15 protein-coding genes are annotated in these 14,720 nt (G+C 62.6%); 12 read left to right on the forward strand and 3 right to left on the reverse strand.

What is annotated here, in order from left to right; translation table 11 throughout:
* The first annotated feature begins 132 nt into the window (after nt 1–132).
* Both ACV4UY_RS08775 and ACV4UY_RS08780 read left to right on the forward strand, forming a co-directional pair.
* The gene (locus tag ACV4UY_RS08775; RefSeq protein WP_491607225.1) at nt 133–1,338 is read left to right on the forward strand and encodes a DUF935 domain-containing protein; all 1,206 of its coding nucleotides are present in this window, start codon (nt 133–135) and stop codon (nt 1,336–1,338) included.
* Nucleotides 1,339–1,508: 170 nt separating this feature from the next.
* A complete protein-coding gene (locus ACV4UY_RS08780) occupies nt 1,509–1,859 on the forward strand; it encodes a hypothetical protein (RefSeq protein ID WP_491607226.1) in 351 nt (116 codons plus the stop codon).
* Nucleotides 1,860–2,172: 313 nt separating this feature from the next.
* Here the strand turns inward: ACV4UY_RS08780 and ACV4UY_RS08785 are convergent, their stop codons facing one another.
* A complete protein-coding gene (locus tag ACV4UY_RS08785; RefSeq protein ID WP_420904980.1) occupies nt 2,173–2,646 on the reverse strand; it encodes a methyl-accepting chemotaxis protein in 474 nt (157 codons plus the stop codon).
* A 114-nt stretch (nt 2,647–2,760) separates the two neighbouring features.
* Nucleotides 2,761–3,747, reverse strand: a complete 987-nt coding sequence (gene hemH, locus ACV4UY_RS08790) for a ferrochelatase (protein WP_491607227.1) — start codon at nt 3,745–3,747, stop codon at nt 2,761–2,763.
* 124 nt (nt 3,748–3,871) lie between these two features.
* Here hemH and ACV4UY_RS08795 point away from each other — a divergent pair, with 124 nt between their 5' ends.
* The 10 genes from ACV4UY_RS08795 to gspE all read left to right on the forward strand — a co-directional run bounded on the left by ACV4UY_RS08795 (nt 3,872) and on the right by gspE (nt 14,044).
* Nucleotides 3,872–5,272 (forward strand): cobyrinic acid a,c-diamide synthase CobB, encoded by a 1,401-nt coding sequence (locus ACV4UY_RS08795; RefSeq protein ID WP_491607228.1) that lies wholly within the window; start codon nt 3,872–3,874, stop codon nt 5,270–5,272.
* A 163-nt stretch (nt 5,273–5,435) separates the two neighbouring features.
* Entirely contained in the window at nt 5,436–5,792 is a 357-nt protein-coding gene (tusD, locus tag ACV4UY_RS08800; RefSeq protein WP_491607229.1) for a sulfurtransferase complex subunit TusD, read from the forward strand.
* Nucleotides 5,793–5,810: 18 nt separating this feature from the next.
* Nucleotides 5,811–6,212 carry a DsrE family protein gene (locus ACV4UY_RS08805; protein ID WP_420904976.1) on the forward strand — a complete coding sequence of 134 codons (402 nt, stop codon included), beginning with the start codon at nt 5,811–5,813 and terminating at the stop codon, nt 6,210–6,212.
* Nucleotides 6,213–6,312: 100 nt separating this feature from the next.
* Nucleotides 6,313–6,606: a sulfurtransferase complex subunit TusB gene (tusB, locus tag ACV4UY_RS08810; RefSeq protein ID WP_491607230.1), complete on the forward strand. Its 294-nt coding sequence runs from the start codon at nt 6,313–6,315 to the stop codon at nt 6,604–6,606.
* A gap of 83 nt (nt 6,607–6,689) precedes the next feature.
* Nucleotides 6,690–7,040 carry an Hdr-like menaquinol oxidoreductase cytochrome c subunit gene (locus tag ACV4UY_RS08815; RefSeq protein ID WP_491607231.1) on the forward strand — a complete coding sequence of 117 codons (351 nt, stop codon included), beginning with the start codon at nt 6,690–6,692 and terminating at the stop codon, nt 7,038–7,040.
* 22 nt (nt 7,041–7,062) lie between these two features.
* Nucleotides 7,063–7,800 (forward strand): sulfate reduction electron transfer complex DsrMKJOP subunit DsrO, encoded by a 738-nt coding sequence (gene dsrO, locus ACV4UY_RS08820; RefSeq protein ID WP_491607232.1) that lies wholly within the window; start codon nt 7,063–7,065, stop codon nt 7,798–7,800.
* 9 nt (nt 7,801–7,809) lie between these two features.
* Nucleotides 7,810–9,006: an NrfD/PsrC family molybdoenzyme membrane anchor subunit gene (gene nrfD / locus ACV4UY_RS08825; protein WP_491607233.1), complete on the forward strand. Its 1,197-nt coding sequence runs from the start codon at nt 7,810–7,812 to the stop codon at nt 9,004–9,006.
* Between the two features lie 174 nt (nt 9,007–9,180).
* On the forward strand, nt 9,181–10,125 hold the full coding sequence (locus tag ACV4UY_RS08830; RefSeq protein ID WP_491607234.1) for a type II secretion system protein N: 945 nt from the start codon (nt 9,181–9,183) through the stop codon (nt 10,123–10,125).
* A gap of 51 nt (nt 10,126–10,176) precedes the next feature.
* Nucleotides 10,177–12,537: a type II secretion system secretin GspD gene (gene gspD, locus ACV4UY_RS08835; RefSeq protein WP_491607235.1), complete on the forward strand. Its 2,361-nt coding sequence runs from the start codon at nt 10,177–10,179 to the stop codon at nt 12,535–12,537.
* The gene (gene gspE, locus ACV4UY_RS08840; RefSeq protein WP_491607236.1) at nt 12,527–14,044 is read left to right on the forward strand and encodes a type II secretion system ATPase GspE; all 1,518 of its coding nucleotides are present in this window, start codon (nt 12,527–12,529) and stop codon (nt 14,042–14,044) included. Before gspD ends, gspE begins: the two co-directional genes overlap by 11 nt.
* Nucleotides 14,045–14,092: 48 nt before the next feature.
* Here the strand turns inward: gspE and ACV4UY_RS08845 are convergent, their stop codons facing one another.
* Nucleotides 14,093–14,698, reverse strand: coding sequence for a hypothetical protein (locus ACV4UY_RS08845; protein ID WP_491607237.1), 606 nt, complete (start codon nt 14,696–14,698; stop codon nt 14,093–14,095).
* Between the last annotated feature and the right edge of the window lie 22 nt (nt 14,699–14,720).

Here is a 14,720-nt window from a genome sequence, read left to right on the forward strand (position 1 = left end):
CAGCCTCTTCCAGCCTCGGTCAAGGGCGCATAGAACAGTCGGAGCCCAGTGCCGGACTATCTTGATTCGGGTTGAAGGTTCCTTCAGTTTCTTTTCCTTCGTCTGCTACCGATTCGAGGAGTCGAGATCATCATGGCCAAGGTCAAGTCGCGCGCCAAAGCGGTCACCCCCCTGTTTCGCGAAGTCGCCGTCTCCGGTGATGGCCGCGACATCACCCGCGATTTCGGCGGGTTGATGAATGCCCTCCTGCCCCAGGACTCGGTGCTGCGCGACCGGGGCGGGGATTACACCCTGTACGAGGATGTGTTGCGGGATGATCAGGTCGCCTCCACCTTCCAGCAGCGTCGCATGGCGGTCACCTCCGCCGAATGGGGGGTGCGTCCGGGCGGTCCGGATCGGGAGAGTCGCATGGCCGCCGATCTCCTCCTCGACACCCTCAACCGGATCGGTTGGGACAACGTGACCGATAAAATGCTTTACGGCATCTTCTACGGCTTCGCGGTGGCCGAGTGTCTTTGGGGGCGGGATGGCCGATTCGTCACCCTGGAGGCGTTACGGGTGCGCAAGCAGCGCCGTTTCACCTTCGATCCCCTCGGCAGGCCGATGCTGGTCACTCCTGGCGAACCGAACGGTCTGGCACTGCCGGAGCGCAAGTTCTGGCACTTCCACGCCGGCGCGGACAACGACGACGATCCCTATGGCCTGGGTCTGGCCCATTGGCTCTACTGGCCGGTTTTTTTCAAGCGCAACGGTTTGAAACTCTGGCTGATCTTCATGGACAAGTTCGGCATGCCCACCGCCATGGGGAGTTATCCGGCCAACGCCACCGACGAGGAGAAACGACGTTTGCTGGCCGCGCTGCGGGCGATTCAGACCGATTCCGGGATCATCGTGCCCGAGGGGATGAAGGTGGAGTTGATCGAATCCTCCCGTGGCGGCCAGGTGAGTTACGAGAGCTTCATCGATCGCATGAACGCGGCCATCGCCAAGGTGACCCTCTCCCAGACCCTGACCACCGATGCCGGGGGCGGGCAGTACCGAGCGGACGTACACAAGCATGTGCGCAACGAGGTGGTGAAGGCGGATGCGGATTTGATCTCCGACAGTTTCAATCGGAGCGTTGGGGCGTGGCTGACCGCGTGGAATTTCCCCACGGCCCATCCGCCGAAGGTGTGGAGACGGGTTTCGGAAGATCAGGATCAGCGTCCCATCGCCGAGCGCGACCGCATGCTTTTTGGAATGGGGTTGCGTCCCAGCGCGGCGTACATTCGCGCCACCTACGGGGAGGGGTGGACATTGCCGGAGGGCCGGGAGGCGGATTACCAGGATCATGGATGATAAGGCTGCGGGCCATCGCCTGCCGTCAGGATGGGCAATCGACCTGGTAGAGCGGAACCACGAGCGGTGAAACGTCGCCCAAAAGGCTGTCGCCGATTGAGTCAACCGGGAGGGGTGGCCAGATCATCCTTGAAGAAATATGAGGTTGCGGCTGACACTGCCGCAACTCGATGTTGTACACCGGTCGCAGTATCGAGGTTAACGGCAAATCGGTCACGGTCGTCAATGTCGCGCCAAGCAACAAAACCAGAAAGATTTTTCTGGAGAGGTTTCTGGCTCAGGATGAAGAGAAGTATCTTGCCTGTTGGACCGTAAAACGTTTCCTTGGCAAGGGGGCGCCGCCCGAGGAACTCGGTTCCAATGAGGATGTCCTTGAATGTGTGCAATCACATGTGGATGCCATTGGTGACATCGGCGCGGACGAGTCCCGTTTGCCTGCTGGCCTGAAGGTGTTGAATGGGATGTGCTTCGCGCATGGATCGGTGGTTTCAAGTGCCGACATCTCAACCCAATGCCGTTGAGTTGGCCTTTTGATCACCGAGATTATCGGCAATGATGAGCTTTTCGCGTTCCAATCGTTGGCCGACGGCCACTTTCAGACCCGTTTCCCCAGGTCAGGGAAAAACCGCGCCATTGGGTCCCATGCACTCCTGCCGCCCTGCCTGGCAGCTTCAAACAGCACTCTTTTTAAGGGATCCGACGCACCAGTAACGAACCGCCTCATGTCGTGCCTTCAGGCAATGAGGAGAGCGGTTTGGTCCGCATCGCGGTTATCATCACTGGATTTCAAATGGTCGCAGTCGTCATGCCGCGCGCCGGATCACCGATTCCGGTTCAGCTCATGCCGCTGGAGTCGTGGGTGACCTGGATGATCTCGTCGTTGGCGCGACGGATCTTTTCGATGCTTTCGGTGATTTCGCGGGCGGTATCCGAGGCGCCGGCGGTATTCTTGAGGATGTCGGCCATTTTTTTGGAGATCAGGTTGGTGGCCTCGGCGGTTTGACGGGCCAGATCCTTGACTTCGTTGGCCACCACCGCGAATCCCTTGCCCGCCTCGCCGGCGCCGGCGGCCTCGATGGCGGCGTTGAGGGCCAGCATGTTGGTTTGACCGGCGATGTTTTTGATCATTTTCACCGCCTGACCGATCTCCTGGGCGGAGATGGCGAGCTTTTCGATCACCTGGGCGTTGTTGCGGCTGAACCCGTCCGCGCGTCGCAGTTCCTCGGTGGCCTCCTGAACCTTCTCATACAGCTCTTCCACGAGGAGTTGGGCCTCATCGAGGGATTGCAATTTCGGAATCTTATTCATGAGTTATGTTCCTAAATTTCGATAAAATCCAGATGCCCGCGATCCGTCTCCGGGAGCACCAAGGTCCGCATCCTTCATCATAGCGTGTAGGCACGCCGTTTGAAATGGTTTTTTTCAATTCTTTTCAAGCCAGCCCGACAACTCCCGCCGTGCGATTTCGGTCAGGGCGCCGATCCAGGCGGGGGTGTCGTTCAGGCAGGGCACATAGTCGAATCGTTCCCCGCCAGCCCGGTGGAAAATTTCCGCGCCCTCCACCGCGATCTCTTCCAGAGTTTCCAGGCAATCCGCCGTGAAACCGGGACAGAGCACCGCCAGATCCCGCCTTCCTTGACGCGGCAGCGCGTCGAGCAGGCCGGCGGTATCCGGTGTCAACCAGACCTCCCGGCCAAAGCGCGACTGAAAGCCGACATGCCAGCGCTCCGAGGGTAAATGCAATTCCTCGGCCAGTCGTTGCGCGGTGATCCGGCACTGTTCGGCGTAGGGATCCCCCTCGTCGATGAACCGTTGGGGCAGGCCATGGAAAGAGAAGAGCCAGTCGCGGGGCTCGGTCGGATCGAGTCGGGCGCGGGCCACGTCGGCCAAGGCGCGGATGTAGCCGTCATCCGCGAAAAAGGGCGGCGCGAAGCGCAGGGTGGGTTGCAAACGCTCCTCCGCGAACGCCATGGCCACGGCATCGGCGATCGAGGCGGTGGTGGCCGAGGCGTATTGGGGAAAAAGGGGAATGATCAAGAGCCGTTGGATTCCGGCGCGGGTCATGGTATGAAGGGTCTCGGCGATGGCGGGGGAGCCGTAGCGCATGGCGAATTCCACCCGGATTCCGGCTCCGAGTCGCGCGCCCAGCCCCTCGGTCACCCGCCGGGTGTGGTGGAGCAGGGGGGACACCCCGTCCGGACGCCAGATTTTTCGATAGAGCCGGGCGGAACGGGGAGAACGGACGGGCAGGATGACGCCGTGCAGGAGTGGCAGCCATTTCCATCGCGGCAGATCGACGACACGCCGGTCGGATAGAAACTCCTTGAGAAAACGTCGCACCGCCTGGGTTTCGGGGGCGTCCGGGGTGCCGAGTTGCGCGAGCAATACGCCGATGGTGGGAGTGGACACGCGCGGCGCTCCTTGTTCTTTTGGCATGGGTATGGATCATCGATGGTAGAGAGGCGACGGTGACGCGAAACACGGTTCGCAACAGGATAGGGGGGAATCGCGCGGCATGCCAGGGGAGGCGCGCATGATTCCGCGTCTGCTCATCGCCGCCACCCGCAAGAGTTCGGGCAAGACCACCCTTACCCTGGGATTGGCCTCGGCCCTGGCCGCGCGCGGCGTGGCGGTGCGTCCCTTCAAGAAGGGGCCGGATTTCATCGATCCGGCCTGGTTGAGTCGCGCCGCCGGGGCTACCTGTCACAATCTCGATTTCCACATCATGGGTCGCCCCGCGATCCTGGAGAATTTCCCCAGATATTGCGCGGGCGGTGATCTGGCCCTCATCGAGGGCAACCACGGCTACTTCGACGGACAGGACCTGGAAGGGGCCGATTGCGGGGCGGCCCTGGCCGATCTGTTGCAAACGCCGGTCCTGCTGGTGGTCGATTGCAAGGGGGCCTCGCGCGGCATCGCGCCGTTGATTCGCGGTCACCTCGATTTTCCGGGTGGTGCGTGGATCCGGGGCGTGGTGCTCAACAACGTCGCCTCCCCCCGTCACGAGGAGCGGTTGCGCATCGCCCTGAATCGTTTCGTGCCGGTGCCGATCCTGGGCGCGATCCCCCGGACCCGTGCCATGGCCATCGATGAACGCCATCTGGGACTGCAACCCGTGGTGGAAGGAGAGAGCCTGGCGGAACGCATCCGCGCCATCCGCGACACCATCGCCGCCCATGTCGATCTGGATGCCATTCTGGCGCTCGGCCATGCCGCCCCACCCTGGCCTTATCCGCTCGCCGCGCACGATTCCGCTCCTCGACCCCACGGCGCGCCCGTGGTGCGGGTGGCCATGGCCCTCGATCAGGCCACCCATTTCTATTACCCGGAGAACCTCGAGGCGTTGCGCGCTTCCGGCGTGGAACTCGTCCCCTTTTCCATGCTCGACGATGCGGCGCTTCCCGAGGGGTGCGACGGCCTCTATCTGGGGGGCGGTTTTCCCGAGGTGTTCATGGAGGATCTGGCCGCCAGACGCCCCCTGCTCGACGAGATCCGTCGCCGCGCCGAGGCGGGGATGCCGATCTTCGCCGAGTGCGGCGGATTGATGATGCTCGCCGAATCGATCGCCTGGGGGGAGAGACGGGTGGAGATGATCGGCGCCCTGCCCATCGAGGTGACGGTGGAGAAACGTCCGGTCGGCTACGGCTACATGCAAATCGAGGGGACCGGGGATCTCCCCTGGCCCGGCGCCGGGGTGGCGCTCCCCTGCCACGAGTTCCACCACTCCCGCGTCACGCGGGTGGGCGATGGGGTGGAGTACGCCTTTGGCGTCACCCGCGGCTTCGGGGTCGATGGCCGGCGCGATGGCCTGAAATTTCGTAATATTCTGGCCTGTTACGCACATCTTCACGCCCAGGGGTCTCCAGGATGGGCCGCATTCCTGGCCGATTTCTGGCGTGCGACGCCCGAAGGCGGGTCCGCGGTCGGAAGGTGAGGGGGGATCTTTCCGTCATGCCAGTCCGGCGTGCAAAAAAGTGAAGATTATCGGTTCCAATATCATTGAATCGTGATATACTAATATGTGTTTGCGTCAGAGGGAGTGCCTTCGGACGCCATTCAATCACACCCGTGGCAACATACGACAGAGAGACCGGACCATGAAACTTGCGGTATGTATCTACGAAGGACCTTATAATCATGAGGCCTCGGACACGGCCTACAACTTTCTCCAGGCGGCCATCAAGAAAGGGCATGAGATCAAGGGGATTTTCTTCTACCACGACGGGGTTTACAACGTCACCAAGCTGATGGAACCGCCGCAGGACGACCGGCACATCGCCAATCGCTGGTCGGCGCTGGGGGCTGCCGGGATCGACATCGTTGTCTGCATCGCGGCGGCCAAGCGGCGCGGCATCGTCGATGACGTGCTCGTGCCCAACGTGCGTATCTCGGGACTGGGACAACTGACCATGATGGCCATCGAAGCCGACCGGCTCGTGGTATTTGGCGATTGATTAGGAGGAGTTCGGAAAATGGCCGAAGAGATCAAGAAAATCATGTTCACGGTCCGCAAACCGCCGCACGGATCGATCTATGTCTATGAAGGGCTGGAGGTCAAGTTGATCATGGCCGCCTACGACGCCGACATCTCCGTGGTCTTCATGGATGACGGCGTGTTCGCGGTCAAGCAGGGCCAGAACACCAAGGAGCTGGGCATCAAGGGGTTCGCGGCCACTTACGGCGCGCTGGTCGATTACGAAATCTCCCAGGTCTACGTGGATCGCAAGTCCATGGAAGATCGCGGCATGACCGAGGACGATCTGCTGGTGATCGGCGAAGACGAGGATACCGAGGAGCCGATCAAGCCCGAAGTGGTCGATGGCGACCAGATCGCGGCCATGATGGCTCAACAGCACAACATTCTGGCTTTCTAACCTGCATGATGGGGGGCGCGCCCCCTCACCCCCTTGTCGTGGCCCTTCCTGGCGGGAGTTCCACGGCAAGAGCCAAACAGAATCGAGGAGACCCTGGATCATGTTGCATACCGTGAACAAATCCCCCTTCCAGAACACGACGCTGGAGAGCTGCGTCCGTTTTGCCAGCCAAGGGGATGTCATTCTGTTGATCGAGGATGGCGTGCTGGCGGCCCAGGCCGGCAATGTCAAGGTCGGACTGCTCGAAGAGGCGATGGCGAAGTGCGAGGTTCTCGCTCTGAGCGCCGATTTGCAGGCCCGTGCCGTCACCGAACTGGTGGAGGGGATCAAGACCACCGATTACGACGGCTTCGTGGATCTGGTCGAGAAGAATCTGACCCACTCCTGGCTTTGATCGCGTCCATGCGCATCTTCCGCCGGTGTCCGTTCCGGATGCCGGCGGGAGCATCAACCTTACGAGATGGAGGAGGAGAGTCCGTGAAGTCTCCCACATCCTGGGCGGGACGCTGGTCGCGAGCGTTTCTGCTGTTGTTGGTGCTGTTCGCGGCGTGGATCGCGGCGCCCCTTTCGGTTCAGGCCGATCCGCCCCAGCCGGAGAAGGCCGTGCGCGGACCGTGCGTGCGTGATGCCGAGTGGATGCGGCGCAACCACATGGACTTCTTGAAGCATAAACGGGAAGAGACGGTACGCGAGGGGAAGGCCGTCCCGACGGAATCCTTTCTGGGCTGCATCTCTTGCCATCCGAGCAAGGAGCGGTTCTGCGACCGCTGCCATGCTTACGTGGGGGTGGCGCCGAACTGTTTCGATTGCCACCAATATCCCAAATGACCCCTTTTTGGGAACTTCAGCCATGACCATGGATAGAAGATCGGTACTCGGCCTGGGTGGGGCCATCGCCGCGGGAGTGGCGCTGGCGCCGGGCCTCCATTTGATCGCCGCCCCGGCTGCGCCAACCCCCTCGTCGGGCACGGGCAAACGATGGGCCATGCTCATCGACACCACCCGATGCACCTCGGACTGCACGGCTTGCACCAAGGCCTGCCGCGCGGAGAACAACGTGCCGCTGTTCGGCGATCCGCAACGGGATATCCACTGGATTCGCAAGGTGGAGTTGAAGGATCAAGGCCTGCGCAAGCCGACGGTGAGCCTGCCGGTGCTCTGCAACCACTGCGAAAATCCGCCCTGCGTGCATGTCTGTCCCACCGAGGCGTCGTTCGTCCGTCACGATGGTCTGGTGCTGATCGACAAGCACCGTTGCATCGGCTGCCGGTACTGCATCATCGCCTGCCCCTACAAGGCCCGCTCGCTGGTCTTCCACAAGACCCGCCCCCCGAAGGAGGGCAACCCGAACGTGCCGATCCGTGCCGCCGGCGTGGTGGAAAAATGCACCTTCTGCGCCCATCGCATCGACGAGGGCAAGCCGCCGGCTTGTGTCGAGGCCTGCGCCAAGGCCGACAAGGGGGCGATGATCTTCGGGGACATCAACGATCCCAACTCCGAGATCTCCCAGAGGCTTCTCAAGGAGAAGAGCCAAACCATCCGTCCGGATCTGGGGCTCAAACCCCATGTCCACTACCAGGGCATCTAGGAGGCCATCATGCTGAGCGAATACTCCGCCATCGAGGGCCGTTCCCTCGGATATTGGAAGGTTCTCGGCGCCATGGTCGCGCTGGTGCTGCTGGGAGCGGCGTCGTTTCTGTACGTCGAAATCCACGGTCACGGCGTCACCGGCATGAACAACCAGATCGTCTGGGGCCTGCCGCACGTCTTCGCCATTTCGCTGTTGGTGATGGCCTCGGGCGCCCTGAACATGGGGTCCATGTCCACGGTCTTCGCGGTCAAGCAGTTCGAACAGTTCGGACGCTTCTCGGCCTTCCTCTCCATCGCGCTCCTGAGCGGTGGCCTGGCCGTGCTGGTGCTCGATCTGGGCCGGCCCGACAACATGCTCCTGACCATGATCCACATGAACTTCCGTTCCATGTTCACCTGGAACGTCTTCCTGTATACCGGCTTTCTGACCCTGTGCCTGCTCTATCTCTGGACCATGTTCGAGTACAAGCAGTACAAGAAGTTCGTCGGCACCGCCGCCTTTGCCTGGCGTCTGGTGCTGACCACCGGCACGGGCTCGATCTTCGGCGTGATCCAGGGACGCGAAGTGTTCGGTTCGGCGATCACCGCCCCGACCTTCGTGGCCGTCTCCCTCTCCTCGGGCACGGCGCTGAGCATCCTGCTGTTGGTCTACACCTTCCGCCACACCAAACGCGAACTGGACGCGCGCCTGGTCTACGGCATGCGCAACGCCATGATCTTCTTTTTGGCGCTGGTGGCCTATCTGCTGGTGGTCGAGAAGTTCACCCGCATGTACGATCCATCCTCCTACGCGGTCGAAACCTGGATTCTCACCGGTCCGTGGGCCTGGCTCTACTGGCTGGGGGTGTGGGGTCTGGGGGTGATTCTGCCGATGGGGCTGCTGTTCAACCACAACATCGGCAACAGCGTCAACGGCGTGCTGATGGCCTCGGCCTATGTGGTGATCGGAACCTTCTGTTTCGTGGGTCACACCCTGATGGCCGGCCAGGCCTATCCGTTCGACCTGTTCCCGGGGTATACCATTTCCAGCGTTTTCCAGGACGGGCTCTCCGGAACCTATGTCCCAACCTTGCCGGAGTTGCTGCTGGGGTTGGGTGGCGTCGGCATCGCCGGCGTGATCTATGTGCTGGGGATCCGCTTCCTGCGCATGCTGCCCGCCAGGGGTGAGGCGCCGAAAGGTTGGGAGTTGCCCTGGAACCCGTAAGCGGTCTATGCTAACATGAAGGATGGGGGGTGACCCCCGGCACCCCACGACCGTGGACTTCCCTTGTGGAGGCTTCATGGCAAGGGTCCCCGTGTCGTTCGCGGCACGGGGCTTTTTTTGTTTGCGGGGGGATGGTTCACGACCTTTGTCACGTCATCGGGAGGCACGTCTGCCGTGAAATCCGTGTCACGCCCCATGCCGACCGCCAACCCGTTGAAACCGATCGGTGGTGCCGTAGAGGCTCGCGCCTCGACCGGTGAACGGCGTTTTCTGGGGCTCAAGCCCCTGACCTGGCTCGTGGTCGCGGGCAATCTGCTTTTGGCGTTCGCCATCGCCCATGATGCGTGGCGGATCCAGCGCGCCTGGTCGCGTTCCGAGACGGAGGTCGTCGCGCCCGCCACTCCCGAGGCGCCGAAAAACGGGTCGGAACGACCGGAGCGCCTGCATGGCTGGAACGACTGGCACCCGTTCGGTCAGGATGCGGCGGCCAACCCCGTGACGATCGTATCCGTCAGCGTGCCCGAGGATGCGCCGGAGACCCGGTTGAATCTGGTGCTGACCGGCATTCTCAACGGTTCGGGTTCCGAAACTCGGGTGGCGGTGCGGTCGGGTGGCGATGCGGACAAGATCTACGCCATCGGCGACAAGTTGCCGGGGGATGCCCGCATCGTCGCGGTGCGCCCCGATCGGGTGATCCTGGAAAAGGGCGGACACCACGAAACCCTGCGCCTGCCGCGTATCCTCCTGCCTCTGGATGTGAAACTGGCCGGCACGGCGGTTCCACCCCCGGCGAGCGAGGCGGCGGAGCTGTTGCGGGAGTTGCGCGAGCAGTTTCAGACCAATCCGGACGCGGTGTTGGCGCGCATTCCCATGTCTGTCGAGAGCCGGGACGGAGTGTTCGGCGGCTATCGGTTGCTGACCGGCAACGAGCCGGGATTGCTGGAAAGATTGGGCCTGATGCCCGGTGACGTGCTCACCTCGGTGAATGGGGTGGTGTTGAGTTCACCAGCCAAGGGGATGGAAGCCTTGGGGGGATTGAGCCGGAGCCGGGTGTTGCATGCCAGCCTGCTGCGTGGCGGCAGGGCGATGACCGTGCATCACGAGTTGGGCGGGAATTGAGTCAACAGGATTTTCACCACGGCACACCAAATCCGAGGTTCTGATCGAGCGATGCTGGCGCGGGTTGCACGTCTGATTTTGATGGTCGGGATGGTGGCGTTCACCGTTCCGGCGCATGCTGCCGAGTTGACGTTGAACCTCAAGGGCGCGGATCTGACCACCCTGGTGGAGACCGTGGCCCAGGCCACCGGACACAACTTCATCCTCGACCCGCAGATCAAGGGCAAGGTGACGGTCATCTCCGCCAAGCCGATGACCGAAAAGGACCTCTACCGGATGTTTCTCTCCATCCTCGAGGTCCATGGCTACATCGCCGTGCCTACGGACAACGGCGCCATCAAGATCATCCCCGACACCGAAATGAAATACAGCGGCGCCCCCCGCCCGGACGAGGCCACGGACGGCAGCGAGGTGGTGACGCGGGTCTTCAAGTTGAAACACGTCAGCGCGGCCAAAGTTCTGGGTGCCCTGCGTCCGCTGGCCAGCCCCAAGGCGCACATGGCCTCCTACGACGACGGCAACATGCTGATCGTCTCGGACCATGCCGATGTGGTGGAACGGCTGGGGGTGATCGTCTCGCGGGTCGATCAGGCGGACGAGGGGGAGGTGGAGACCCTCGTGCTGCTCAACGCCTCGGCGGTGGAGGTGGCGCGGGTGGTCAACGCCCTGGAGCAGGGACAGCCTCCCGCGTCTGGACAACCGGCGGGACAGGTGGCCCGTCAGGTGGCGGTGGCCGACGAACGCACCAACTCGATCCTGTTGGGTGGCGACAAGGCCACCCGGCTGAAGCTGCGCACCATCATCACCCATCTGGATACCCCGGTCGAGGTGCGGGGGAATACCCGCGTCGTGCAGTTGAAACACGCCAACGCCAAAAAGATGGTCGATGTGCTCGCCTCCATGGGACAGGACTACCTCAAGAATACCCAGAAGGAGAAAAAGGTCGAGGCGACCGGACTGGTCAACGTGCAGGCCTACGAAGGGACCAACGCCCTGGTGATCACCGCCCCGCCGGCGCTGCTCCAATCGATGCAGGATGTGATCAAGAAGCTCGACGTGCGTCAGACCCAGGTGCAGGTGGAGGCGATCATCGTCGAGGTGTCGGTCTCCAAGGCCGCGGATCTGGGGGTGCAGTGGGGTATTCTCGGTGGCAAGGGCGACAACAAGGGGGTGATCGGCGGCACCAACCTGCCAACGAGCAACGGTCTCGGTCTGGTGCAGATCGGCGGTCTGATCGCCAAGGGGACGGCGGATGCCGCCACCGGCCTGGCATCGACCTCGGGTCTTCTGATCGGCGGAACCAACGGGGATAACTTCGTCGGTCTGCTGCGCGCCCTGAACGGCGACGGCTCCAGCAACGTCCTCTCCACCCCCACGGTCGTCACCTTGGACAACGAAGAGGCGGAGATCATGGTGGGCAAGCGCATGTCGGTCTCCACCGGCCAGACCACCACCATCCAGGGGGGCAATCCCTTCACCACCATCACCCGGGAGAACGTCGGCCTCACCCTGAAGGTCCGGCCCCAGATCAGCGAGGGGAACGTGGTGCGCATGGAGATCCACCAGGAGGTCTCCGAGATCGGCCTGGTGGACTCCTTCGGCAACCGCGACACCAACAACCGCGCCATCAAGACCTCGGTCCTGGTGGACGATCAACAGGTGCTGGTGTTGGGCGGGCTGATCAGCAGCGATCGGAAGATGAGCAACAAGCGGGTGCCGATTCTCGGGGATCTTCCACTGCTCGGCATGCTCTTTCAGGTGGAGGAGGCGACGGACGAGAAGAAGAATCTGATGGTCTTCCTGCGTCCCACCATCCTGCGTACCCGCGAGGATGGCATCCATCTCACCCACGAGAAGTACCGGGCCATGCGCGAGCAGCAGTTGGCCGCGCCGCGCGGACGCGGACCGGTCACCCTGACCGATCAACCGCCCCTGTTGCCCGAGATCGGCGGACTGCGCATGGAGCGCGGCCTGGGTGGCGCGGACCGGCCTTCCGGGGCGTCCGAGCCCGCCAGGCCTCTGGTTCGCCCCTCTCCGGTGCGCGAGGAACCCCTCCAGGATCCACCGATTGACGAACCGCCGGTCAAGAAGGAGAGCAGGAAGGCCAAGCCGACCGCCAACAAGGGGAAATCCACCCCCGGAGCGGAACAGTCGGTGGTCAAGGCGTCGAAAAAGAGCACCAAGAGGCCCACCCCTGCCGTGACGGATGCGCCTCCGGAGGGTGGGAGTTCCCGCAGTCCGGAGGGTGGGAGTTTCCGCAGTCCGGAGGGTGGGAGTTCCCGCAGTCCGGAGGGTGGGAGTTCCCGACCGGAGGCCGGGCCACAGAGCGGCCTGCGCCAGTTGAACGGCCTGACACCACGCATTTCCGCCTGGCGCGACGACCAGCCCGATGCCTCGGATCATGTCAACTGACGCCTCTCGGTCCCCATCCCCGCATCGGAGTCCGGTGCTCTCCTACTCGTTCGCCAAGCGGCATGGCGCCCTGGTGTCGGGTGTCGAGGAGCATGGCGTGCGCGTGCACCACCGTCCCGATGTCCATCTCGCCGTGTTGTTGGAACTGCGTCGCGCCCTGCGTCGCCCGTTGCATCTGACCGAACTGGCGCCGGGTCCCTTCGAGGAGTTGTTGCGACGCACCTTCGAGGCCGGCTCCTCCCAGGCCATGGAGGAGATCGGGGCCCTGGACGAGGATCTCGATCTGGAGCGAGCCGCCGAGCAGATCGGCGAACCGCGCGATCTGGCCGACAGCGCCGACGACGCCCCGATCATCCGCCTGATCAACGCCCTGGTGACCGAGGCGGTCAAGAAGGGGGCCTCGGACATCCATCTGGAACCCTACGAGGATCGGCTCGTGGTGCGGTTTCGCATCGACGGGGTGCTGCGCAAGGTGCTGGAGCCCAAACGAAGCCTCTCCCCGCTGATCGCCTCGCGCGTCAAGGTGATGGCCCGGCTCGACATCGCCGAGAAACGACTGCCGCAGGATGGACGCATCTCGTTGCGCATCGCCGGACGACCGGTGGACGTGCGCGTCTCCACCCTGCCGACCGGTCACGGCGAACGGGTGGTGATGCGTTTGTTGGACAAACAGGCCGGACGGTTGACCCTGGAGGAGTTGGGCATGGTCCCCGCCATGCGCGACGCCCTGGATCGGTTGATCCACCGTCCCAACGGCATCATCCTGGTCACCGGTCCCACCGGTTCCGGCAAGACCACCACCTTGTATGCGGTGCTCAAACGTCTCAACGAAACCAGCCGCAACATCATGACCGTCGAGGATCCCATCGAGTACGATCTGGAGGGGATCGGTCAGACCCACGTCAACACCAAGGTGGATCTCACCTTTGCCCGCGGGTTGCGGGCGATTCTGCGCCAGGATCCGGATATCGTCATGGTGGGGGAGATCCGCGACGTGGAGACTGCCCGCATCGCGGTGCAGGCGAGTCTCACCGGCCATCTGGTGCTCTCCACCCTGCACACCAACAGCGCCATCGGCGCCGTGGCCCGGTTGAAGGACATGGGGGTCGAACCCTATCTGCTCTCCTCGAGCCTGACGGCGGTGTTGGCGCAACGCCTGGTGCGGTTGCTGTGCGAGGCGTGCAAGGAGCCCTGTCCGGTCTCCCGTCAGGAGTGGTCCGATCTGGCCTTGAATGGCGGTCCCTGGTCCCACATGCCGGAGCGGCTTTATCGCGCCAAGGGGTGCGAGGCGTGCCTGGGGAGCGGTTTCATCGGGCGCGGCGGGGTGTATGAGTTGGTGGCCATCGATGACACCTTGAAGGGACTCATCCACGACAACGCGGGCGAACGGGAGTTGATCGCCCACGCGCGCGGCTTTTCGAACAGTCTGCGTGACGACGGCTTGCGGTTGTTGCACACCGGGCGCACCACCCTCGAAGAGATCATGCGGGTGTCGCGGGAGGATTGATCCGTTCGCATCCGGTTCCCGACTCGTGCCAGGGGGATCCGGATGCGCTCAATGCCAGAACTTCAACACCGTGATGATGATCCCCGCCGTGGTCAGGTTGATCCCGAACGACCAGATCATGAAGCGGTCGATCCTCTGGGTCAGCGACTCGAACCGTTTGTCCACCTGCTCGAAGCGTCGGTTCATCTCGGTCTGCATCATCTCGAACCGTTTGTCCACCTGCTCGAACCGTTTGTCCACCTGCTCGAACCGTTTGGCCATTTCGGTCTGCATCATTTCGAAGCGCTTGTCCACCTGCTCGAACCGTTTGGCCATTTCGGTCTGCATCATTTCGAAGCGCTTGTCCACCTGCTCGAACCGTTTGGCCATTTCGGTCTGCATCATTTCGAAGCGATTGTCTGTTTGCGCCAACTGCCTCTCCACCTGCTCGAACCGTTTGTCCACCTGCTCGAAGCGTTTTTCCATCATGAAGAAGCCCTGCTGCATCAACTCCCGTTGATGCTTAAGCTCCTCTTCCACCCGAACGATCCGTTCGCGCATCTCCATTTCATACATCGAGGTGGATTGATCCAGACCGCGCTCGATCAGCCAGCGGTTGAAATAGGGCTGAAGACTTGAGGCGAGTTGTTCGATCTCAACGGGTTGCAAGGTCATGCGCGGCTCCTGTCATCCAAAG

Source organism: Candidatus Magnetaquiglobus sp., assembly GCF_058402785.1.